20 protein-coding genes and 1 other RNA gene are annotated in these 19,410 nt (G+C 58.0%); 10 read left to right on the top strand and 11 right to left on the bottom strand.

Annotated features, from left to right (window positions below; translation table 11 throughout):
• The first annotated feature begins 123 nt into the window (after positions 1 to 123).
• Positions 124 to 1,125: an LLM class flavin-dependent oxidoreductase gene (locus ACQZ63_RS07685; protein ID WP_019564904.1), complete on the top strand. Its 1,002-nt coding sequence runs from the start codon at positions 124 to 126 to the stop codon at positions 1,123 to 1,125.
• A gap of 54 nt (positions 1,126 to 1,179) precedes the next feature.
• Here the strand turns inward: ACQZ63_RS07685 and ACQZ63_RS07680 are convergent, their stop codons facing one another.
• A complete protein-coding gene (locus tag ACQZ63_RS07680; protein ID WP_003497595.1) occupies positions 1,180 to 1,926 on the bottom strand; it encodes a YebC/PmpR family DNA-binding transcriptional regulator in 747 nt (248 codons plus the stop codon).
• Positions 1,927 to 2,126: 200 nt separating this feature from the next.
• Between ACQZ63_RS07680 and ACQZ63_RS07675 the strand changes: the two genes are divergently transcribed.
• Entirely contained in the window at positions 2,127 to 2,630 is a 504-nt protein-coding gene (locus ACQZ63_RS07675; protein WP_003511401.1) for a pyridoxamine 5'-phosphate oxidase family protein, read from the top strand.
• A gap of 37 nt (positions 2,631 to 2,667) precedes the next feature.
• Here the strand turns inward: ACQZ63_RS07675 and ACQZ63_RS07670 are convergent, their stop codons facing one another.
• The 7 genes from ACQZ63_RS07670 to ACQZ63_RS07640 form a co-directional block, all read right to left on the bottom strand.
• On the bottom strand, positions 2,668 to 3,510 hold the full coding sequence (locus tag ACQZ63_RS07670) for an MBL fold metallo-hydrolase (protein WP_013761825.1): 843 nt from the start codon (positions 3,508 to 3,510) through the stop codon (positions 2,668 to 2,670).
• A 127-nt stretch (positions 3,511 to 3,637) separates the two neighbouring features.
• Positions 3,638 to 4,462 carry a TIGR00282 family metallophosphoesterase gene (locus ACQZ63_RS07665; RefSeq protein ID WP_111801839.1) on the bottom strand — a complete coding sequence of 275 codons (825 nt, stop codon included), beginning with the start codon at positions 4,460 to 4,462 and terminating at the stop codon, positions 3,638 to 3,640.
• Between the two features lie 105 nt (positions 4,463 to 4,567).
• Entirely contained in the window at positions 4,568 to 5,149 is a 582-nt protein-coding gene (locus ACQZ63_RS07660; protein WP_003511404.1) for a 5-formyltetrahydrofolate cyclo-ligase, read from the bottom strand.
• Positions 5,149 to 6,411, bottom strand: coding sequence for a hemolysin family protein (locus ACQZ63_RS07655; RefSeq protein ID WP_448799144.1), 1,263 nt, complete (start codon positions 6,409 to 6,411; stop codon positions 5,149 to 5,151). The genes ACQZ63_RS07660 and ACQZ63_RS07655 overlap by 1 nt, the downstream gene beginning before the upstream one ends.
• A gap of 234 nt (positions 6,412 to 6,645) precedes the next feature.
• A non-coding RNA gene (ssrS, locus tag ACQZ63_RS07650) (6S RNA) lies at positions 6,646 to 6,804 on the bottom strand.
• 78 nt (positions 6,805 to 6,882) lie between these two features.
• Positions 6,883 to 7,260 (bottom strand): cell division protein ZapA, encoded by a 378-nt coding sequence (locus ACQZ63_RS07645; protein WP_111801840.1) that lies wholly within the window; start codon positions 7,258 to 7,260, stop codon positions 6,883 to 6,885.
• A gap of 11 nt (positions 7,261 to 7,271) precedes the next feature.
• Positions 7,272 to 7,544, bottom strand: coding sequence for a DUF4164 domain-containing protein (locus tag ACQZ63_RS07640; RefSeq protein WP_003511407.1), 273 nt, complete (start codon positions 7,542 to 7,544; stop codon positions 7,272 to 7,274).
• Positions 7,545 to 7,868: 324 nt separating this feature from the next.
• Between ACQZ63_RS07640 and tkt the strand changes: the two genes are divergently transcribed.
• Positions 7,869 to 9,851 carry a transketolase gene (gene tkt, locus ACQZ63_RS07635; RefSeq protein WP_019564906.1) on the top strand — a complete coding sequence of 661 codons (1,983 nt, stop codon included), beginning with the start codon at positions 7,869 to 7,871 and terminating at the stop codon, positions 9,849 to 9,851.
• Positions 9,852 to 9,913: 62 nt separating this feature from the next.
• Positions 9,914 to 10,924, top strand: a complete 1,011-nt coding sequence (gene gap / locus ACQZ63_RS07630; protein WP_003511409.1) for a type I glyceraldehyde-3-phosphate dehydrogenase — start codon at positions 9,914 to 9,916, stop codon at positions 10,922 to 10,924.
• 200 nt (positions 10,925 to 11,124) lie between these two features.
• On the opposite strand, the gene ACQZ63_RS07625 is transcribed toward gap, so the two are convergent.
• Complete coding sequence (locus ACQZ63_RS07625; RefSeq protein ID WP_003511410.1) at positions 11,125 to 11,391, bottom strand: hypothetical protein; 267 nt, start codon at positions 11,389 to 11,391, stop codon at positions 11,125 to 11,127.
• Positions 11,392 to 11,777: 386 nt separating this feature from the next.
• Here ACQZ63_RS07625 and ACQZ63_RS07620 point away from each other — a divergent pair, with 386 nt between their 5' ends.
• The 3 genes from ACQZ63_RS07620 to ACQZ63_RS07610 all read left to right on the top strand — a co-directional run bounded on the left by ACQZ63_RS07620 (position 11,778) and on the right by ACQZ63_RS07610 (position 16,130).
• Positions 11,778 to 13,643, top strand: coding sequence for a potassium/proton antiporter (locus tag ACQZ63_RS07620; protein ID WP_025595388.1), 1,866 nt, complete (start codon positions 11,778 to 11,780; stop codon positions 13,641 to 13,643).
• A gap of 68 nt (positions 13,644 to 13,711) precedes the next feature.
• A complete protein-coding gene (locus ACQZ63_RS07615; protein WP_003511413.1) occupies positions 13,712 to 14,914 on the top strand; it encodes a phosphoglycerate kinase in 1,203 nt (400 codons plus the stop codon).
• Between the two features lie 190 nt (positions 14,915 to 15,104).
• Complete coding sequence (locus ACQZ63_RS07610; RefSeq protein ID WP_111801841.1) at positions 15,105 to 16,130, top strand: class I fructose-bisphosphate aldolase; 1,026 nt, start codon at positions 15,105 to 15,107, stop codon at positions 16,128 to 16,130.
• A 56-nt stretch (positions 16,131 to 16,186) separates the two neighbouring features.
• Here ACQZ63_RS07610 and ACQZ63_RS07605 read toward each other — a convergent pair whose 3' ends face one another.
• Positions 16,187 to 16,342 (bottom strand): hypothetical protein, encoded by a 156-nt coding sequence (locus ACQZ63_RS07605; protein WP_013761835.1) that lies wholly within the window; start codon positions 16,340 to 16,342, stop codon positions 16,187 to 16,189.
• 136 nt (positions 16,343 to 16,478) lie between these two features.
• Between ACQZ63_RS07605 and ACQZ63_RS07600 the strand changes: the two genes are divergently transcribed.
• The 3 genes from ACQZ63_RS07600 to rcdA all read left to right on the top strand — a co-directional run bounded on the left by ACQZ63_RS07600 (position 16,479) and on the right by rcdA (position 18,877).
• On the top strand, positions 16,479 to 17,768 hold the full coding sequence (locus ACQZ63_RS07600; RefSeq protein WP_003511417.1) for an MFS transporter: 1,290 nt from the start codon (positions 16,479 to 16,481) through the stop codon (positions 17,766 to 17,768).
• Entirely contained in the window at positions 17,765 to 17,956 is a 192-nt protein-coding gene (locus tag ACQZ63_RS07595; protein WP_003511418.1) for a DUF1192 domain-containing protein, read from the top strand. Before ACQZ63_RS07600 ends, ACQZ63_RS07595 begins: the two co-directional genes overlap by 4 nt.
• A gap of 405 nt (positions 17,957 to 18,361) precedes the next feature.
• A complete protein-coding gene (rcdA, locus tag ACQZ63_RS07590; protein ID WP_448799117.1) occupies positions 18,362 to 18,877 on the top strand; it encodes a protease adaptor protein RcdA in 516 nt (171 codons plus the stop codon).
• A 151-nt stretch (positions 18,878 to 19,028) separates the two neighbouring features.
• On the opposite strand, the gene rpmE is transcribed toward rcdA, so the two are convergent.
• Entirely contained in the window at positions 19,029 to 19,250 is a 222-nt protein-coding gene (rpmE, locus tag ACQZ63_RS07585; RefSeq protein ID WP_003506183.1) for a 50S ribosomal protein L31, read from the bottom strand.
• Positions 19,251 to 19,410: the final 160 nt, after the last annotated feature.

Here is a 19,410-nt window from a genome sequence, read left to right as displayed (position 1 = left end):
AAGGGGCCTCTTTCGAGGCCCCAATTTTTTTGAACCATCCTTCAATTCTGCGCGACTTCTATGGTAAATCGGGACACGCGCCTTACATCCGCATCAAAGACAGAATTTGTGTAGGAGCGTTGGATGATCCCCTTTTCCATTCTCGACCTTTCGCCAATCGGCGAAGGCGAGAGCGTCAGCCAGGCGCTTGAAAATTCTCGCCGCATGGCGATCAAGGCTGAAGACCACGGTTACAACCGCATCTGGCTTGCGGAACACCATGGCATGCCTGGTATTGCGAGCGCAGCCACATCGCTCGTCATCGCCCATGTTGGTGCCGCCACGAAACATATTCGCGTCGGCTCAGGCGGCATCATGCTGCCTAACCACTCCCCGCTCGTCATTGCCGAACAATTCGGCACGCTGGCGGCGCTGTTGCCTGGCCGGGTCGATCTCGGGCTTGGCCGCGCGCCGGGAACGGATATGCGGACGGCAAGGGCGCTGCGCCGCAATCTTGATGCCGGTGCGGAGAACTTCCCGCACGACATCATCGAGCTCCAGCAATACCTTGGCCAGCCCCAGCAGGATCAGGCGATCCTTGCCGTGCCCGGCATGAATTCGCACGTGCCGCTCTGGTTGCTTGGCTCAAGCACCTATAGCGCGCATCTGGCAGCGGCACTCGGCCTGCCCTATTCCTTTGCGTCGCATTTTGCGCCTGACATGCTGATGGAGGCGATCCATATCTATCGCGAGCGCTTCCAGCCCTCTGCGACGCTGGACAAGCCCTATGTGATGGTTGGAGTGATGGGAGTCGGCGCCGATACCGACGAGGAGGCGCAATATCTCTTCACCTCGTCACAGCAGCAATTCGTCAACCTGCGCCGCAATGTACGCGTGCCGTTCCCCAAGCCGGTTCACAGCATGGACGACCACTGGAACGAGATGGAGCGTTTTTCGGTGGAACATACCTTGCGTTTCGCCGCGGTCGGCTCGCCTGAAACAATCGGACGCCACCTCGACGGCTTCCTCGCCGAAACGCAGGCCGACGAACTGATCGTCTCGATGCCGATCCACAATATCGAAAAACGGCTGCGATCCGTGGAGATCTTCGCCGATGTGCGGACCTCCATCAGGAAGGCCGCCTAAACAAAAAGCCCCGGAGCGATGACGCTGCCGGGGCTTTTTTTTAAATCTGAACCGTCAGGCGGAAAGCTTGGCGAGAATTTCTTCCGAAACTTCGAAGTTGGAATAGACGCTCTGCACGTCGTCATCGTCTTCGAGATTGTCGATGAGCTTCATCAGCGACTGCGCCTTTTCCTCATCCACCGGCACCGTGTTCTGCGGCTTCCAGATGGCCTTGACGCTTTCAGCTTCGCCGAGCACGCCTTCCAGCGCCTTGGAAACCTCGTTCATCGCCTCGAAACCGCAGATGATGGTGTGACCGTCCTCAGAAGATTCGACATCGTCGGCACCAGCTTCGATAGCCGCTTCCATGACCTTGTCGGCATCGCCGACTTCGGCCTTGTAAGTGATCTCACCGACGCGGTCGAAGGAGAAGGAAACCGATCCGGTTTCGCCGAGTGCGCCACCAGCCTTGGTGAAGATGGAGCGGACGTTGGAGGCGGTGCGGTTGCGGTTGTCGGTCAAGGCCTCGACGACGACGGCGACGCCACCCGGGCCGTAACCCTCGTAACGGACCTCATCGTAGTTTTCGCTGTCTGCACCGGAAGCTTTCTTGATCGCGCGCTCGATATTGTCCTTCGGCATGGACTGGGCCTTGGCGTTCTGAATTGCCAGGCGCAGGCGCGCGTTCATGTTCGGGTCGGGCATGCCCGCCTTTGCCGCAACGGTGATTTCACGCGCAAGCTTGGAAAACATTTTGGACCGAACGGAGTCCTGCTTGCCCTTGCGGTGCATGATGTTCTTGAACTGTGAATGACCAGCCATGGAAAACCTGATTGTCTTAATTTGGAGATTGCGGGCCTTATAAGTGCGATATGCCCGCCGTTCAAGCCCGCAAGCGCTTTCTCTTGGCCGCAAGAATATAAGGAACTGATTTATCCGCTTTTCGTTTTGACAATGAAAGCGGAAGAGCGGGACATTTTTCACCCTCCCGGTCGCCGCAGCAAACCCAACGGAGGAAACACATGGTCAGCCTGACTGAAGCAAGAGAAAACCCTGCCCGCCAGCTCTGGGATGAGGTCAATTCGGTCCATGCCGGCATGCTTGGCCTCGAGGGCCTGCACAATCATATGCAGCCGATGGCACCGCACGCCGACCCCAAGACCAACACGATCTGGTTTTTCTCCAAGAAAGACACCGATCTCGTCAAAACGCTGAAGCCGGGTTCGCGGGCGCATTTTTGTGTCGTCGGCAAGGACCATGATTATCACGCCTGCCTCTCGGGTGTGCTCGAGGCGCGCGACGACAGGACAAAGATCGAAGAATACTGGAACTCCGTAACCGCAGCCTGGTACGAGCACGGTAAGAGCGATCCGCAACTGACGATGCTGGCGCTGCATGTTGACGACGCGGAAATCTGGGCCTCGACTGACAGCACGCTAAAATTCGGCTGGGAAATCGCCAAGGCCAATATGTCCGACGATAAAATGCCTGATGTCGGCGTTCGCCAGCACCTCGCCTTCGCCTGAGATACGACTCCCCCGACTTTCCTGGCCGGTCGCTTTACTACATGCCTTTTGGCACCAGTATCTGCGGCTGGCGGGGAAGGTTCCTCATTGAGACCCGGATGATCGCATCTTTTGCGTAGGCGATCTGGAAGCTTTCCCCAAACATCGTCAGAAACTGCTCCAACGGCGGCCCGGTGCGGTGCATGGGCAAGATCAGTGCGGAGCGCAGGCGCTTGACCACGCGGCTCATGCTGTCGGCCCCCATCGTCAAACCACCATCCACTGGAACCATCAGCACATCCAGACGACCGATTTCGGCATAATGCTTGTCCGTCAGTTCGTGATGCAGATGGCCGAGATGGCCGATACACAGCCCCGCAACCTCGAAGATGAAAATGGAATTGCCGTTTTCCTGAAAGGATTCGTAATCGCCCCAGCGGTTGCGAATGTCAGTCGCGACGTTGCGGATATAGACATCACCGACCAGAAGCTTGTGCTCGGCCTTTTCTCCGGGCGTATCGCTCCAACCGTGCAGCACATGCTGAATGGCCGGATCCGGACTAAGAGTGAAATGCGTCATATGCGCCCGGTTCATCGTCACCACTGTCGGCGTGACCGGTGGGCGATAGACGCCATTATAATCTGTGGCGATCGTCACGCCGCCAGGACTTTCGATGAGATAGGTGGAATGGCCGATGAAGCTGATCTTCACCTCTTCCTTAGCCGTGGCCTGCGCCAGCTGGGCACCTGCCGGTTTGAAGCTGGCGAACATGACGCCGGGAATGTTGCGGGCGATTGCCTGGCACTGGCTGACGGGAGGGCGGCTTCCAGCCTGGGAAAAGGCCGCTCCCGCGCACGCAACCAGTCCGGCCATTGCAAGCATTAGCACGCGCAGCATCATGCCACTCCCTCGAACTTGCGAAGAAAGGAAGATGAGGCAGGTTTTGCAGGGCGTCCAGCGCCAACAGCGGCGGAACGCTCACGATCTCGTCATTGTGAACGGGTGATGAGCGCTAGAAGCCGAAAGCTCACGCCCAGAAGGACGGGAGGGTTTCGGAGAGCCTCGGGCCAATTCGCAGCGGTGCGATCTTTTCCGCAAGGCCGGTCCGGTCGGAAATCTCGACGCCGACGCCGCAGATCGTCGCAGGTCCACTGGCGGCTTCGAAACGGCCCTTCGGCATTTTGGAAATGAAGCGGTTGATCGGCTCTTCCTTTTCCATGCCAAGCGAGCTGTCGTAGTCACCGCACATGCCGGCATCCGACATATAGGCCGTGCCACCGTTCAAGATCTGGGCGTCAGCAGTCGGAACATGGGTGTGGGTGCCGACAACAAAGCTTGCGCGTCCATCAACGAAATGACCGAAACACTGTTTTTCGCTCGTCGCTTCCGCGTGGAAATCGAAGATGATGGCGTCGGCCTGCTCCTTCAGCGGGCAGGCAGCGAGAATGTTCTCCGCCGATTTGAAGGGATCGTCCAGTTCCGGATGCATGAAGACCCGGCCCATGATGTTGGCGACAAGCACACGCGCGCCGTTGCGGGCGTAAAAAATGCCCGAGCCCTTGCCCGGCGTACCATCGGGATAATTGGCTGGCCGCAGGAACTGGTCATGGCGCTCGCAGAAGGAAACGGCTTCCTTCTGGTCCCAGACATGGTTGCCGGTCGTCACCACATCCGCACCGGCATTGATGGTTTCGAGATAGATATCCTCGGTGATGCCGAAACCACCGGCGGCGTTTTCGCCATTAACGATGACGAAATCGAGCTTCAGATCGGAAACAAGCCCGGGCAACTTGTCCCAGACAGCCGTGCGTCCGGTCTTGCCAACCATATCTCCGAGAAAAAGAAGCCTCATTCACCCGCCCCGATCTTGCGCATGTTCCTAAATTCCGTCCCCTCTAACGGGTAATCCATCTTTTAAAAAGTGCTAAAGCGCCTTTTTCCTACCGGTCATCAACGGCTAAGCCGAAAACCAGCGCAGGCCACTCTCCGTCAGAACCGCCTGAAGCGGCACGTCATGCGGCTCCGCCGGCACGGATGGCACTTCCTGACAATCAAATGCGACGCCGATGAGAACGGGTGCTCGGCCTTTGCCGTGCAATCTCGCAATCGCGCGATCATAATGACCCGCGCCATAACCGATACGCTGACCCTGCCCGTCAAAGACGGAAAGCGGGACGAGCAGAATATCCGGATCGAGAACTTCTGCGTCCTCTGCCGGACCGGTCGTGCCGAAGCCCGTCTTCACCAGCGGTGCATCCGCATCAAAGGCGCGGAAAACGATGGTCTCCCGGTTCAGCACAACGGGAAGGGCGAGGCGCCCGCCTCTTGTCCGCAGTGCCTCCATCAACGGCCGAATATCGGCCTCTGAACGGATGGGCATGAAACCGGAAATAACGGCACCTGGCGAGAACGGAATGGCAGATGCACCATATGCCGTCATCGCCTCGCTTTTTTGCTGACGCTCGGCTTGTGGCAACGCATCACGCGCGGCAAGCCTTTCGCCGCGCAGCCTTGCTTTTTCGGCGATGTCGCCGGACATCAGGCAGCCCGGCTCACGAGCACCTTGTCGATACGGTGTCCATCAAGGTCTATGACCTCAAAACGCCAGCCGTTGCGGGTGATGTGTTCGCCCAGTTCCGGCAGGCGACGGAACTCGTCAAGCACCAGACCGGCAACGGTCTCGAACTCGGCGTCTTCGTCGATCTGGAAGCCCATGCGGTAAGCGAACTCATCGGCGGGCATCCAGCCAGCAACGAGGAACGAACCGTCCTCGCGCTCGACGATCGCGGGCTCCTCGTCATTGTCTTCCTGGAAGGCACCTGTGATTGCTTCCAGAACGTCGCCAGAGCTGACGATACCTTCGAAATGGCCGTATTCGTCATAGACCAGCACCATATGCACGGTGGAACGGCGCAATGACTGGATGACATCGACAGCGCTCGTCAGATCCGAGACGACGGGAACTTCGCGCAGAAGCTCGCGCACATTCAGCTCCTTGCCGGATGCCAGCGCATCGAAAGCGTCCTTGGCGAAAAGCACGCCCAGAATTTCATCGGAGGCGCCGTTGCGCACGGGCAGGCGGGAACGCTGCGTTTCCCGAAGCTGAACACGGATTTCTTCCGCACTGTCTTCAATATCGACGACTTCCACGTCGCGTCGCGGCGTCATCAGGCCACGGGCATTACGGTCGGCAAGGCGCATGACGCTGGTGATCATCGCCGATTCCTCGGTTTCGATGACGCCGGCGCTATGAGCTTCCGCCAGAACCGTGCGGATTTCGTCATCTGTGACCGATGCATTGGACGTGCCGCTATGGCCGAGAAGCGCAAGGATGGCCTTGCCGGATTTGTCGAGAAACCAGACCAGCGGCGCGCCGACCTTGGAGAGCATCACCATGGTGGGTGCAACACGGGCAGCGATCTTTTCCGGATCGCGCAGCGCAATCTGCTTCGGCACCAATTCGCCGACGATCAGCGACAGGTAGGTGATGGCGACGACAACGGAGCCCACGCCCAACGCATCGGCAACCCGATCGGGGACGCCCTGCACCGACAGCCATGCCGTGAACCGGGCGCCGAGGGTGGCGCCGGAAAACGCACCGGAGAGAACGCCGACCAGCGTGATGCCGATCTGCACCGTGGAAAGAAAGCGTCCGGGATTTTCGGAAAGACCGAGCGCCATCGTGGCGCCCTTGCTGCCGTGCGCGGCAAGCACCTTGAGCCTCGCCGGTCTGGAGGAGACAACGGCAAGCTCGGACATGGCAAGCACACCGTTAAATACGGTGAGCAGGACCACGATCATAATTTCAGTAAACAAGTTTAGCTCTTTGGGCTGTTGAACGGCACGTCGCGGTTTTGGCCGCAGCGCCCTCTTTCAAAAAAAAGGGCATGACAGACATACCAATTGAGATAATAGGGAATTGTTCCGCCATTGCAATGACAGCAGCATAAAAAAGCCGTCTCCGGCAGCAATGAAAAATAACTGTCGACACTATATGAGTCAGAAGAAGAATCGGGGAGTGACCCGAAACTTCAAGTGCGATCCACGGCGACCGATGGAGATTTACGATCCTGGGTGCCTACAAATGTAGGTGGGCGCCATGTGTCCAGCCCCACGGGACTGGCCAGGGACAGCTCCCTTTGGATCGAGTATGGCCCCAGGGATTGTGGTTCCTGTCGGGAAGCGCAGAACGCCTCTTAGATATAGGACGTATCCAACCAAACCACCAGAGGGCCACGAACGAATTTTGTTGCTGGAAAGCTTTGCCGGCGATCAATGCGCCGCAGGCTTTGGCCGCGCCAGGAGTTTTTCGGTAATACCGTTCAGACGGTCGGCCAGATCGCTGATGGCAACGGCAACCATCTCGTCCGATCTTGCCTTGTGTTCGGCGATACCGTCGCGGTTGCGAGAAAGGGACGCTATTTCCCCCTCCAGCTTTTCGATCTTGCGGTTGAGCTCGGAAAGTTCGTCCATCACCATGATGCCCGACATGACGGTCAATCGCAGATCACCGATTTCGCCGAACTGGCTCTTTAGATGCCCCACATAACGGTCAAAACGGGTAGCGAGATCGGTCAGGTGCTCTTCCTGCCCTGCCTCGCAAGCCATGCGGTAGGCCTTGCCGTCGATCATAACAGTAACTTGCGCCATGAAACCGCTCCCTATCGATCCAGCACCGCGCGAATCGTCTCCATCGCCGTCACCAGACGGCGGGAAACCTCGCGGTTGACTTCTTCGAGACGATTGGCGCGAAACTCGGCCTGGTCCAGCTCGTGCGCGAGCCTTGCGCGATCGACATGGACCCGCTTGACCTCGTTATCGATTTCGCCCGTCTCCCTTTGCCGTTCGATACGCATATCGATGGCATTTTCGAGATTTGTGATGGCAGCGCTCAGCTCCGTCACCGCAGATTGTACGGTCTTCTCAGCCGACATCGTTTTTTCCAACTCGCAAGTAACCGGCCGAATCGTCCGGTTTCAGGCCTTTTCAACATCCAAGAGGTTATTACCCGATTTATCATCACGTCAATCAAACCAGTGCATTGAGGCGTTTTGCTCTGTGGATGAACGAGGAAACGGCGACACATATCGCACGATTTTTCTCGAGACACCCGTTTTGCTAAACGATTTTTATCCTTGAGAGAACCGCAATTGCCCGTGGATTTATTGACTTGCCTGCCTCACCTGCTATGGATCAACCCGCTTTTTGGATAGTTGCGTAAAACTATCTCCCTTCACCCGGAAACAGACGGAAAAGCCATGATTTCTCGCGACAAACACGACCGGATGGCCAATGCAATCCGCTTTCTTGCCATGGATGCAGTAGAGAAGGCCAACTCCGGCCATCCCGGCCTGCCGATGGGCGCAGCTGATGTCGCCACTGTTCTTTTCACCCGCTTTTTGAAGTTCGATCCCAAGAGCTCGTTGTGGCCGGATCGTGACCGCTTCGTGCTGTCTGCGGGCCATGGTTCGATGTTGCTTTACTCGCTGCTCTATTTGACGGGCTACGAGGACATGACTATCGACGAGATCAAGCGTTTCCGTCAGTTCGGCTCCAAGACCGCCGGCCATCCCGAATATGGCCACGCGACCGGCATCGAAACGACGACCGGCCCGCTCGGCCAGGGCATCGCCAACGCCGTTGGCATGGCAATCGCCGAACGCAAGCTGGAAGAAGAATTCGGCTCCGATCTGCAGAACCACTTCACATATGTGCTGTGTGGTGACGGCTGCCTCATGGAAGGCATCAGCCATGAAGCCATCGCGCTTGCCGGCCACCTGAAGCTCAACAAGCTCGTTCTGTTCTGGGATGACAACAACATCACCATCGACGGTGAAGTTGGCCTTTCCGACAGCACCGACCAGATCGCCCGCTTCCAGGCTGTTCACTGGAACACCATACGCGTCGACGGCCATGATCCGGATGCGATTGCCGCCGCGATCGAAGCTGCACATAAATCCGACCGCCCGACCTTCATCGCCTGCAAGACCGTGATCGGTTTCGGCGCACCCAACAAGCAGGGTACCCACAAGGTTCACGGCAACCCGCTGGGCGCCGAAGAAATCGCCGCCGCCCGCAAGAGCCTCAACTGGGAAGCCGAAGCTTTCGTCATTCCGGAAGACGTGCTGGATGCATGGCGTCTCGCCGGCCTGCGCTCGACCAAGACCCGTCAGGACTGGGAAGCCCGTCTCGAAGCCACTGAAGCCGGCAAGAAGGCCGAATTCAAGCGCCGCTTCGCCGGCGATCTGCCCGGCAACTTCGACAGCGCGATCGATGCCTTCAAGAAGAAGATCATCGAGAACAACCCGACCGTTGCGACCCGCAAGGCCTCGGAAGACTCGCTTGAAGTCATCAACGGCATCCTGCCGGAAATGATCGGCGGCTCGGCCGACCTGACGCCGTCCAACAACACCAAGACCAGCCAGATGAAGTCCATCACGCCGACGGACTTCTCCGGCCGGTACCTGCATTACGGCATCCGCGAACACGGCATGGCAGCAGCGATGAACGGTATCGCACTGCATGGCGGTCTCATTCCCTATGCCGGCGGCTTCCTGATCTTCTCGGACTATTGCCGTCCGTCGATCCGTCTGGCTGCCCTGATGGGCATCCGCGTCGTCCACGTTCTGACGCATGATTCCATCGGCGTCGGCGAAGACGGCCCGACCCACCAGCCGGTGGAGCAGATCGCCGCGCTGCGCGCCATCCCGAACCTGCTCGTCTTCCGCCCGGCGGATGAAACCGAGACGGCGGAATGCTGGCAGCTGGCGCTTGAGCAGAAGCATCGTCCTTCGGCACTGGCGCTCACCCGCCAGAACCTTGCGCCTTCGCGCAAGGAATACGAAGAAAAGAACCTTTCCGCTTACGGCGCCTACGAACTCGTATCCGCAAGCGATGCCAAGGTTTCGATCTTTGCATCCGGCTCGGAAGTGGAAGTAGCGCTCAAGGCTGCAGCGACGCTGAAGGACAAGGGCGTTTCCGCCCGCGTCGTTTCCGTTCCCTGCTTCGAGCTCTTCAAGGAACAGCCGGAAACCTACCGCAACGCCATCATCGGCAAGGCTCCGGTCAAAATTGCGGTGGAAGCCGCCATCCGCCAGGGCTGGGATTACTTCATCGGCTCCGACGGCGCTTTCGTCGGCATGCATTCCTTTGGTGCGTCCGCGCCGGCGAAGGATCTCTTCAAGCACTTCGGCATCACGGCGGAAGCTGTCGTCGCCGCAGTCGAGGCAAAACTTGCATGAGGGCTTCCCAAGCCCTCACATTCCGCAAAGACCAAGCACATATCTTGTTCGGGAGACTATAAATGACTGTAAAAGTTGCCATTAACGGCTTTGGCCGCATCGGCCGCAATGTTCTGCGTGCCATCGTCGAATCCGGCCGCACCGATATCGAAGTCGTTGCCATCAACGACCTCGGCCCGGTTGAAACCAACGCCCACCTGCTGCGCTACGATTCGATCCACGGCAAGTTCCCGGCAGATGTGAAGGTCGAAGGCGACACGATCATCGTTGGCGGCGGCAAGCCGATCAAGGTTACGGCCGTTCGCGATCCGGCAACGCTGCCGCACAAGGAACTGGGTGTCGACATCGCGCTCGAGTGCACCGGCATCTTCACCGCCCGCGACAAGGCCGCTGCCCACCTGACGGCAGGCGCCAAGCGCGTCATCGTTTCCGCTCCTGCTGACGGCGCTGACCTCACGGTTGTCTTCGGCGTCAACGACGATCAGCTGACGAAAGACCATCTGGTCATTTCCAACGCGTCCTGCACCACCAACTGCCTCGTGCCAGTTGTGAAGGTTCTCGATGACGTCGTTGGCATCGATCACGGCTTCATGACAACGATCCACTCCTACACGGGCGACCAGCCGACGCTGGACACCATGCACAAGGATCTGTACCGCGCCCGCGCCGCAGCCCTTTCCATGATCCCGACCTCGACGGGTGCAGCCAAGGCCGTTGGCCTCGTTCTGCCGCACCTCAAGGGCAAGCTGGACGGTACGTCGATCCGCGTTCCGACCCCGAACGTTTCGGTCGTCGATTTCAAGTTCATCGCCAAGCGCGACACGACGGTTGAGGAAGTCAACGAAGCAATCAAGTCCGCTTCCAACGGCAAGCTGAAGGGCATTCTCGGCTACACCGAAGAGCCTTTGGTCTCCCGCGACTTCAACCACGACAGCCACTCCTCGATCTTCGCGATCGATCAGACCAAGGTCATGGAAGGCAAGTTCGTGCGCGTTCTTTCCTGGTACGACAACGAGTGGGGCTTCTCCAACCGCATGTCGGATACGGCCGTCGCATTTGCGAAGACCATCTGAACAAGCACCACGGTTCGCGAATTACGAAAAACCGGCAGGCGCAATCCTGCCGGTTTTTCTTTGCCAAAAAATTGCCGGCGGGACGAGGGACCCGCCGGTATCGCTCCTGAAGCAAGGCGGGGCGTTTCGGATCGAAAACCATCGCCCGGCAAGAGGCGCATGAGACCAAACCGACCAAGTCTGATGAACTGCACAACCCGTTATTTCTTGTTGTTGATGATAATCTGATCCGAACTGCTACCGCTCCAGATCGTATCGAAAGTCTGTTGCCTCAAATCGCTTTGCTGCATGGAAAGCTTCATCATGCAGTCAGCGAAATCACGCGAACCTTCAGGGTAACCAAACACCCGGCAACGCTCGCGTTGGGCGGCCATGTTTTCAGCCGTCTGTTCCGTGCTAGAACAGCCCGAAACAATTGGGCCGACCGCCAGCAAGGCAATAAATATAGTAATGGATTTCCGTTTCATCCGATCGCTCCGGTCATGGTGAAAGCAACTCGGACGCGACAACTAACGTAGCTGCATTGTCTCTATGTTACGTCGAAACGCCGGCATGCGAATTGTTTGCGCGAAACATCCACAGCGCTACACGCCATGAACGTTTCGTCCGGGCGCCGAAAAAAATCCCATTTCCTGCCTTCGTCTGGTCCACTTTGAAACGGACAAGAAGAACAGGGACAACGGTCGTGCGCAATGCACTTCGGCCCTGCCGTATCATTCGATACACCCCGCCTTGCGTCGCCTTTCATCGCCACCCACAACAGCGCTGACAGACCGCAACCCGTGGCGCATTGACTGCAAACGTGCAGGGCATTGATTGCGACGGCCAGCGCGGTTTGAAAGAGGCGGTGGACGTGGAATCATTTTATCTTCTGTTGCTGGTGGCAACTGTTCTGGTGCTCGTCGCAGCGTTCTCAAGCCTCATCGCCTTCCGGTTCGGCGCACCGCTCCTGCTGCTCTTCCTGATGATTGGCCTTGCGGCAGGCGTGGATGGCCTCGGTATCCAGTTCACCAACAATCCGCTCGCCTATATGCTCGGCTCGCTCGTTCTCGCCGTCATCCTTTTCGATTCCGGTTTCGGTACGTCGATACAATCCTTCCGGCTTTCGGCAGCGCCCGCCGTCGCCCTCGCCACCGTCGGCGTCATCCTCACATCCGTGTTTTTCGCAGGCGCTGCCGCCCTGCTGCTCGGACTGTCGTGGCTGGAAGGCCTGCTGCTCGGCGCCATCGTCGCTTCTACTGATGCGGCAGCCGTATTCTTTCTATTGCGCATCGGCGGCATTCATATCCGCGATCAGGTCCGCTCAACGCTTGAGGTCGAATCCGGCACCAATGATCCCATGGCGATTTTCCTCACCGTCGCGCTGGTCGAGATCATCGCCAAGGGACAGGGACTGGCCGGCATCGACACTGGCTTCCTGCTGCTGTTCGTCGAGGAAATGGGTCTCGGTGTTATCTTCGGCCTGCTCGGCGGCGTCATGATCGCAACAGTCGTCAACCGTTTCGCTGCCGACCGCGGGCTGGCGCCGATCTTCGTGCTGGCTCTTGCCCTGCTGGTCTTCTCGTTCACCGGCGCTATTGGCGGCAGTGGATTTCTTGCGGTTTATGTGGCGGGCATCGTTGCCGGCAACCGCCGGATTTTTGCCAAGGAGACCATCCGCCGTTTCCATGAAGGGCTGACCTGGCTTGCCCAGATCATCATGTTCCTGATGCTCGGCCTTCTGGCAACGCCATCGCAATTTCCAGCGATTGCCATTCCGGCCGTGCTGCTTGCGCTTTTCCTGATCTTTGTCGCCCGCCCGCTTGCGGTGTGGCTCAGCCTCATGCCCTTCAACTATACCCAGCAGGAAACCTCCTTCGTGGCATGGGTGGGCCTTCGTGGAGCGGTTTCCATCCTGCTTGCCATCATGCCCATTCTTGGCGGGCTGGACGATGCGCAAATCTATTTCAATGCCGCCTTCATCATCGTGCTCGTGTCGCTTCTGCTGCAAGGCTGGACGATCAAGCCGGTGGCAACACGGCTCGGGCTGATCGTGCCGCCGCGCATGGGTGATGTCGACAAACTGGAAGTGGACCTTCCCGGCACTGCCAATCACGAACTGATTTCATACCGCGTGGCCAAAGGCAGCGCCATCATGCAGGGCGAGCGTATTCCCCGCTGGGCAATGCCCTCGCTCGTCGTGCGCGACGGCAAATCCATTCGCTACCAATATGCCGGGCGCCTGCGCGAAAATGATCTCGTCTATCTTTTTATCGCGCCCGGTTATACGCGGCTGATCGACCGGCTGTTTGCAAGCGCCCTGCCGGTTGCGGATGACGACGCCGATTTCTTCGGAATCTTTGCAATCTCTCCCGCGCGTCCGGCCACGGAGCTTGACGCCGCCTACGGCCCCGGCCTTATTTCGGCCAACGAGCATGCCATGAGCATCGCGGAACTGATCGAGGCGCGCCTTTCCGGCAAGGCAGATTATGCCGACCGGGTGCGCCTTGGTTCTATTGTTCTCATCGTTCGGGCGTTGGACGAACATGAGGCGATTACCGGGATCGGAATTTCGCTTGAGCCGGTCGAACCGGCTATCGGCCTGCCGATCTTTATCAGCTTTTCGGAAATTCTCCGCCGCGTGCGCGCTTATCTGGCCCAGCGGCGCCAGTCGGGCTCCACCACTGCCGGCAAGGGCATTTCCGCGCCTTCAGACGAGGCAAGAGAAAATGAGGCCTGACCGGCTTGCGTCGGCAATCAGGCATAGTATGGTCCGTCCCGAACTCGCAACGAAATCAGGATCGACCTATGCCCGCCTTCAAGACCATCGATGACCTTAACGATATTGCCGGAAAGCGCGTCCTTGTCCGTGTTGATCTCAACGTGCCGGTTGCGGATGGCAAAGTGACGGACAGCACCCGTATCGAGCGGGTTGCACCGACCATTCTGGAGCTTTCCGAAAAAGGCGCAAAAGTCATTCTGCTCGCCCATTTCGGTCGCCCCAAGGGTGAACCGGTCGCCGACATGTCGCTCTCCCAGATCGTGCCTGCGGTCGAGGAAGTGCTGGATCACGCCGTTTTCTTCGCATCCGATTGCATCGGTGCGCCGGCAGCCGACGCAGTCGCGAAAATGAATGATGGCGATATCCTGCTTCTGGAAAACACCCGCTTTCACAAGGGCGAAGAGAAGAATGACACCGCCTTCGTCGAGGCTCTGGCAGCCAATGGCGATATCTATGTGAACGACGCCTTCTCTGCCGCGCACCGTGCGCACGCCTCCACCGAGGGCTTGGCGCGTCATCTGCCCGCCTATGCCGGTCGCACCATGCAGGCCGAGCTTGAGGCGCTGGAAAAAGGCCTTGGCCAGCCTGTTCGCCCGGTCGTCGCCATCGTCGGCGGCGCCAAGGTTTCAAGCAAGATCGATCTCCTGATGAACCTCGTCAAGAAGGTCGATGCCCTCGTCATCGGCGGTGGCATGGCCAATACCTTCCTTGCCGCGCGTGGCGCACAAGTCGGTAAGTCCCTCTGCGAGCACGACCTTGCCGAAACCGCAAAACAGATCATGATCGAGGCGGCGACATCCGGCTGTGCGATCGTACTGCCGGAAGACGGCGTGGTTGCCCGCGAATTCAAGGCCGGTGCGGCAAATGAAATCGTCGATATCAACGCCATTCCCGCTGACGCCATGGTTCTCGATGTCGGCCCAAAATCGGTCGAAAGCATCAAAGCCTGGATTTCGCGCGCGGAAACGCTGGTCTGGAACGGCCCGCTTGGCGCCTTCGAAATCGAGCCCTTCGATGCGGCAACCGTTGCTGCCGCAAAACATGCCGCCGAATGCACGAAGGCCGGCAAGCTCGTCTCCGTCGCCGGTGGCGGCGATACCGTCGCGGCACTCAACCATGCCGGAGTCTCGGACGATTTCACCTATATCTCGACGGCAGGCGGTGCCTTCCTCGAATGGATGGAAGGCAAGGAATTGCCGGGCGTTGCCATCCTGACCGCCGCCAAGTAGACTTCCCACACTTGCCTGACACGAGGCCGGACAAGCGATGCTTGGCCGGCCTTGTTTTTTGGTAAGTGCGCATGGGAGGAAAGTTTCAAACGATTGAAATGATTTCAATCGTTTCAATGAGTTAGCATGCCATTTCCCTGCCCTGGAACTTCTGTTATCGGGAATTTATTGTGCCTTGGGAGAATAGCAAATGACCGAACGTCTCGAAGACATCGCAATCAAAATGGTTGCAGACGGCAAGGGCCTGCTCGCCGCCGACGAATCCACAGGAACGATCAAGAAGCGTTTCGACAGCATCAACCTGGAATCAACCGAGACCGCCCGCCGCGATTATCGCGAAATGCTGTTCCGCTCCGACGACGCCATGAAGAAGTGCATCTCCGGCGTCATCCTTTACGAAGAAACCTTGTTCCAGAAGGCCGCCGACGGTACGCCATTCGTGGACATCATCAAGGCCGCCGGCAGCCTGCCGGGCATCAAGGTGGATATCGGCGCCAAGCCGATGGCTTTCCACCCGAGTGAATTCATCACCGAAGGCCTTGACGGCCTGTATGAGCGCCTGCGCAAGTACCATGAAGCCGGCGCGCGTTTCGCCAAGTGGCGCGGCGTCATCACCATCGGTGATCAGCGTCCGAGCTGGGGTTCGATCAAGGCAAACTCCCAGTCGCTCGCCCGTTACGCCGCCCTCTGCCAGCAGGCAGACATCGTGCCGATCGTGGAACCGGAAGTGCTGATGGACGGCGAACCCGGTACGCACGATATCGATCGCTGTGCGGAAGTCACGCAATGGGTTCTCCAGACCGTGTTCGCGGATCTGTTCGACGCCCGCGTCAACCTTGAAGGCATGATCCTCAAGCCGAACATGATCATCGACGGCAAGAATGCCCGCAAGGCTTCCGTTGATGAAGTGGCGGAAAAGACCGTGAAGGTTCTGAAGGCGACCGTGCCTTCTGCCGTTCCCGGCATCGCTTTCCTTTCCGGCGGCCAGTCCTCCGAAGAGGCGACGGCGCATCTCTCCGCCATGAATGCCGGTTACGACCTGCCCTGGTCGCTGACCTATTCGTACGGCCGCGCCCTTCAGGACACCGCACTCAAGGCTTGGGGCGGCAAACAGGCAAATGTCGCGGCCGGCCAGCGTGCTTTCACACACCGCGCGATGATGAACACCCTGGCTGCCAAGGGCAACTGGAAGCAGGAACTCGAAAAGGCTGCCTGAGGCATTGCCCCAGGCATTTATAAAAAATTGAAGCCGCCCCTTGGGCGGCTTTTTCTTTATGGGCGCAAAAGCAGCGTCGCCGACCAGATGACGAAGGCGGCAACCGCTATCTTCCAGCAATCGCCTCTTTTCTTGAGGCCGGGCAGGCCCAAGGGGCGGATGATCTGCACAATCATCGCCAGCAGTAAAAAAAGGCCGATCGCCTTTGTCATTTATTGAGCCTTTTCTTTATTTCTGCATCGTCACAGGCTGGACATTTTTACCGTTCACCAGAAGAGTGCAACTCATTCGGGTAACCCCCGTCTTATGGCCTGCCGACCATACGTTCGAACGCATGAGAGTGTCTTCATGAGCAGAAATCTTCTACCCGTATTCGCTCTTTTATCCAGCACTCTGTTTCTTTTTCTCGGTAACGGCCTTCAGGGTCTCGTGCTACCCATGCGCGGTTCGGCGGAAGGCTATTCCAATGAAATTCTGGGCTTTCTCGGCACCTCCTGGGCGGCAGGCTTCGTCATTGGGTGTTTTGTGGCGCCCGCCATCGTGCGCCGTGCGGGGCATGTGCGGGCATTTGCCTCCTTCGTGGCGCTTGTCTGCCTGACCGTGCTGATGACCGGCCTCGTTATCGATGATGTCTGGTGGATTACGCTCCGCGCGCTTACAGGCTTCTGCACCGCCGGCACTTCCATGATCATCGAGAGCTGGCTGAACGAGCGCGCGACCAATGAGAGCCGCGGCATGATCTTTTCGCTCTATATCGCCATAACGCTGCTTGGCGTCGTGGCTGGGCAGATGATCGTGCCGATGGGCGATATCAGCAATAGCTCGCTGTTCATGATCTGCGGCATCATCTATTGCATCGCCATTCTGCCGGCCACGCTTTCTAAGGCTGCCAGTCCCCAGCCCTTGCAAAAGGTGAAGCTGGACTTACCCGCCCTCTATCGGAATTCGCCGGTCTCCTTCGTCGGTATCCTGATGATCGGCATCGCCAATGGTGCTTACGGTACGCTTGGCGCCGTTTTCGGCGCGCGGGCGGGCCTTGATCCGACCATGATCGCCATCATGGTTTCCGTCACGATTTTCGTCGGCGCACTCGCCCAGTTTCCTGCAGGCCGCCTTTCGGACCGGATTGACCGCCGTTATGTGCTTGCCGGACTGGCGGGGCTTGGCGCGGTTGCGGGCCTGGCCGTGGCGGCCGTGCAGCCGCATGATGTCTATGTGCTCATTCCGATGATCGCCATTTACGGCGCCGCCGCCAACGCGCTTTATCCCATCGCCGTGGCGCATGCCAACGACTTTGCGGCATCGGAAGACTTCGTCAAGGTTTCCGGTGGACTGCTACTGCTTTATGGCATCGGCACCATCATCGGCCCGACGCTCGGCGGCGCGGTCATGACCTATTCCGGCCCCTATGCGCTGTTCCTGGTGACAGCCGTCGCCCATGTGCTGATCACGGCCTATGCCATCATCAGAAGCCGTCAGCGCGCCACGCTTTCGAACGCCGAAAAGGACAATTTCTCGACGATGATGCCGACAACGCCCTCACCGCTCGTGACACCGGAAAGCATTGCGCTTGACCCGCGCGCGCCGCAATATCCCGAGGACGATGGCGACCATGTTGAAAAAGGAGCAGGCATATGAGCCTCTTGGACGATGACCGTCCGCAAAAACCGGTAGCGCATGAGATCGGCAGCGATCTCAGCCTTCTTTCGGTGGACGAGCTGAGCAACCGCATCGACATTCTTCAAACCGAAATCACCCGACTTGAAGAGGAGAGGAAAAGGAAGTCTGCCGGCCGGCTTGCGGCGGAGAACCTCTTCCGGTCCTGACAGGCGGCCTTCAGCAAAACCTCCGGCCAAGTCTTAACTCGATAAGCTGCTGCCACAAAGGCAAACGAGATTAACGATTTTGATGCAGTCTTTCGTTTACCATTAACCAAAAATTAAGCTTTCTGAGAGATTACTATACATGTCCAGTTCTTCTGGGCCTCAGGCATCTTCTCCATACGGCGAATTGGTCTGATTTTTCTCCCTGTTTTACCTTGAGAGCCGCTTTCGCGGCTCTTTTTTTACCGATCACCGGATTTCGTAAAACTGTGGGTATTAACCCTTCTTTAATAATTGCCTTGCGCATTTCAGGTAAAGATACCATCCTGAAAACACTAAAGGCCGGAACAAAATATTACCGGTCGTCGTTGCCTGACAGTGTGGTGCGTGAGCAGGGATTTAAAGAAAATGTCGGAACAGGTTTTAAATACCATTAGCTTTGCGGGTCGCGCGGCTGCTTCCAACCAGTTCAAGACCCTCTATACCGAAGGCATGACCTTGGTTGAGGAAACGGCGAGCTATCTTGATGGAGCCGGTCGTACCGCTTCAAAGGTTCTGCCGCGCATGGCGTCTGTCCTTTACGCGGCAGAATCGATGCGCCTCACCACCCGCCTGATGCAGATGGCGTCCTGGCTGCTTCTGCAGCGCGCCGTCAACAATGGCGAGATGACACGCGATCAGGTTCTCAGCGAAAAAAGCAAGGTGCGGCTCGACAGCTTCAACGTCGATCGCAACGCTCCAGGCTGGAACGACCTGCCTGAGTGCTTCCGTGACCTCATCGAGCGGTCGCTCCGCCTCCAGAACCGCGTTGCCCTGCTCGACCGTGAAATTTACCGCCCGTCCGAAGCCACCAAGGTACCGGACAACGAAAACAGCGTGCAGGCGCAGCTTAACCTTCTGCGCACGGCTTTCTCGATCAACTGAGAAAAGACGACCTTATACGGACAATTCGAAAAGCAGGCTCATGGGCCTGCTTTTTTGTTTTGGCCTACAATGGGCTCGTTTCACCGGATCGACAGACAATAAAAAAGCCCGGTAAAACCGGGCTTTTTTAAATGATCCGTCCACAAGTGGATTAGAGGCCGAGGCCGCCGAAACGCTTGTTGAACTTGGAAACGCGACCGCCGCGGTCCATAAGCTGCTGGTTGCCGCCCGTCCATGCCGGATGGGACTTGGGGTCGATTTCAAGGTTCATGACTGCGCCTTCCGAACCCCAGGTCGAGCGGGTTTCGTATTCGGTGCCATCGGTCATGACGACCTTGATCGTGTGATAAGCGGGATGGATATCAGCCTTCATGACAATCTTCCTGGTTAAGTGACGTGCGGTCCATTTGCCGCAATTGCGTCAACTGAGCCATTTCAATAAATGAAGCCATAGTCCTGATGGGCTATGGCTTCCCAATTCGATGCGGAGCCTATACATGAAGGTCGCCCAGATAACAAGAGCCTGCTATCCC

The organism is Agrobacterium sp. CG160-95 (assembly GCF_053521725.1).
This window is presented reverse-complemented; position numbering and strand designations above follow the sequence as displayed.

Coding starts and splice junctions, on each gene's coding strand:
- ACQZ63_RS07610 (WP_111801841.1), top strand. CDS start 15,105: ATGACCGAACGTCTCGAAGACATCGCAATCAAAATGGTTGCAGACGGC.
- tkt (WP_019564906.1), top strand. CDS start 7,869: ATGATTTCTCGCGACAAACACGACCGGATGGCCAATGCAATCCGCTTT.
- ACQZ63_RS07600 (WP_003511417.1), top strand. CDS start 16,479: ATGAGCAGAAATCTTCTACCCGTATTCGCTCTTTTATCCAGCACTCTG.
- ACQZ63_RS07680 (WP_003497595.1), bottom strand. CDS start 1,926: ATGGCTGGTCATTCACAGTTCAAGAACATCATGCACCGCAAGGGCAAG.
- ACQZ63_RS07670 (WP_013761825.1), bottom strand. CDS start 3,510: ATGATGCTGCGCGTGCTAATGCTTGCAATGGCCGGACTGGTTGCGTGC.
- ACQZ63_RS07660 (WP_003511404.1), bottom strand. CDS start 5,149: ATGTCCGGCGACATCGCCGAAAAAGCAAGGCTGCGCGGCGAAAGGCTT.
- ACQZ63_RS07675 (WP_003511401.1), top strand. CDS start 2,127: ATGGTCAGCCTGACTGAAGCAAGAGAAAACCCTGCCCGCCAGCTCTGG.
- ACQZ63_RS07665 (WP_111801839.1), bottom strand. CDS start 4,462: ATGAGGCTTCTTTTTCTCGGAGATATGGTTGGCAAGACCGGACGCACG.
- ACQZ63_RS07645 (WP_111801840.1), bottom strand. CDS start 7,260: ATGGCGCAAGTTACTGTTATGATCGACGGCAAGGCCTACCGCATGGCT.
- ACQZ63_RS07685 (WP_019564904.1), top strand. CDS start 124: ATGATCCCCTTTTCCATTCTCGACCTTTCGCCAATCGGCGAAGGCGAG.
- gap (WP_003511409.1), top strand. CDS start 9,914: ATGACTGTAAAAGTTGCCATTAACGGCTTTGGCCGCATCGGCCGCAAT.
- ACQZ63_RS07605 (WP_013761835.1), bottom strand. CDS start 16,342: ATGACAAAGGCGATCGGCCTTTTTTTACTGCTGGCGATGATTGTGCAG.
- ACQZ63_RS07625 (WP_003511410.1), bottom strand. CDS start 11,391: ATGAAACGGAAATCCATTACTATATTTATTGCCTTGCTGGCGGTCGGC.
- ACQZ63_RS07615 (WP_003511413.1), top strand. CDS start 13,712: ATGCCCGCCTTCAAGACCATCGATGACCTTAACGATATTGCCGGAAAG.
- ACQZ63_RS07640 (WP_003511407.1), bottom strand. CDS start 7,544: ATGTCGGCTGAGAAGACCGTACAATCTGCGGTGACGGAGCTGAGCGCT.
- ACQZ63_RS07595 (WP_003511418.1), top strand. CDS start 17,765: ATGAGCCTCTTGGACGATGACCGTCCGCAAAAACCGGTAGCGCATGAG.
- ACQZ63_RS07655 (WP_448799144.1), bottom strand. CDS start 6,411: ATGATCGTGGTCCTGCTCACCGTATTTAACGGTGTGCTTGCCATGTCC.
- rcdA (WP_448799117.1), top strand. CDS start 18,362: ATGTCGGAACAGGTTTTAAATACCATTAGCTTTGCGGGTCGCGCGGCT.
- rpmE (WP_003506183.1), bottom strand. CDS start 19,250: ATGAAGGCTGATATCCATCCCGCTTATCACACGATCAAGGTCGTCATG.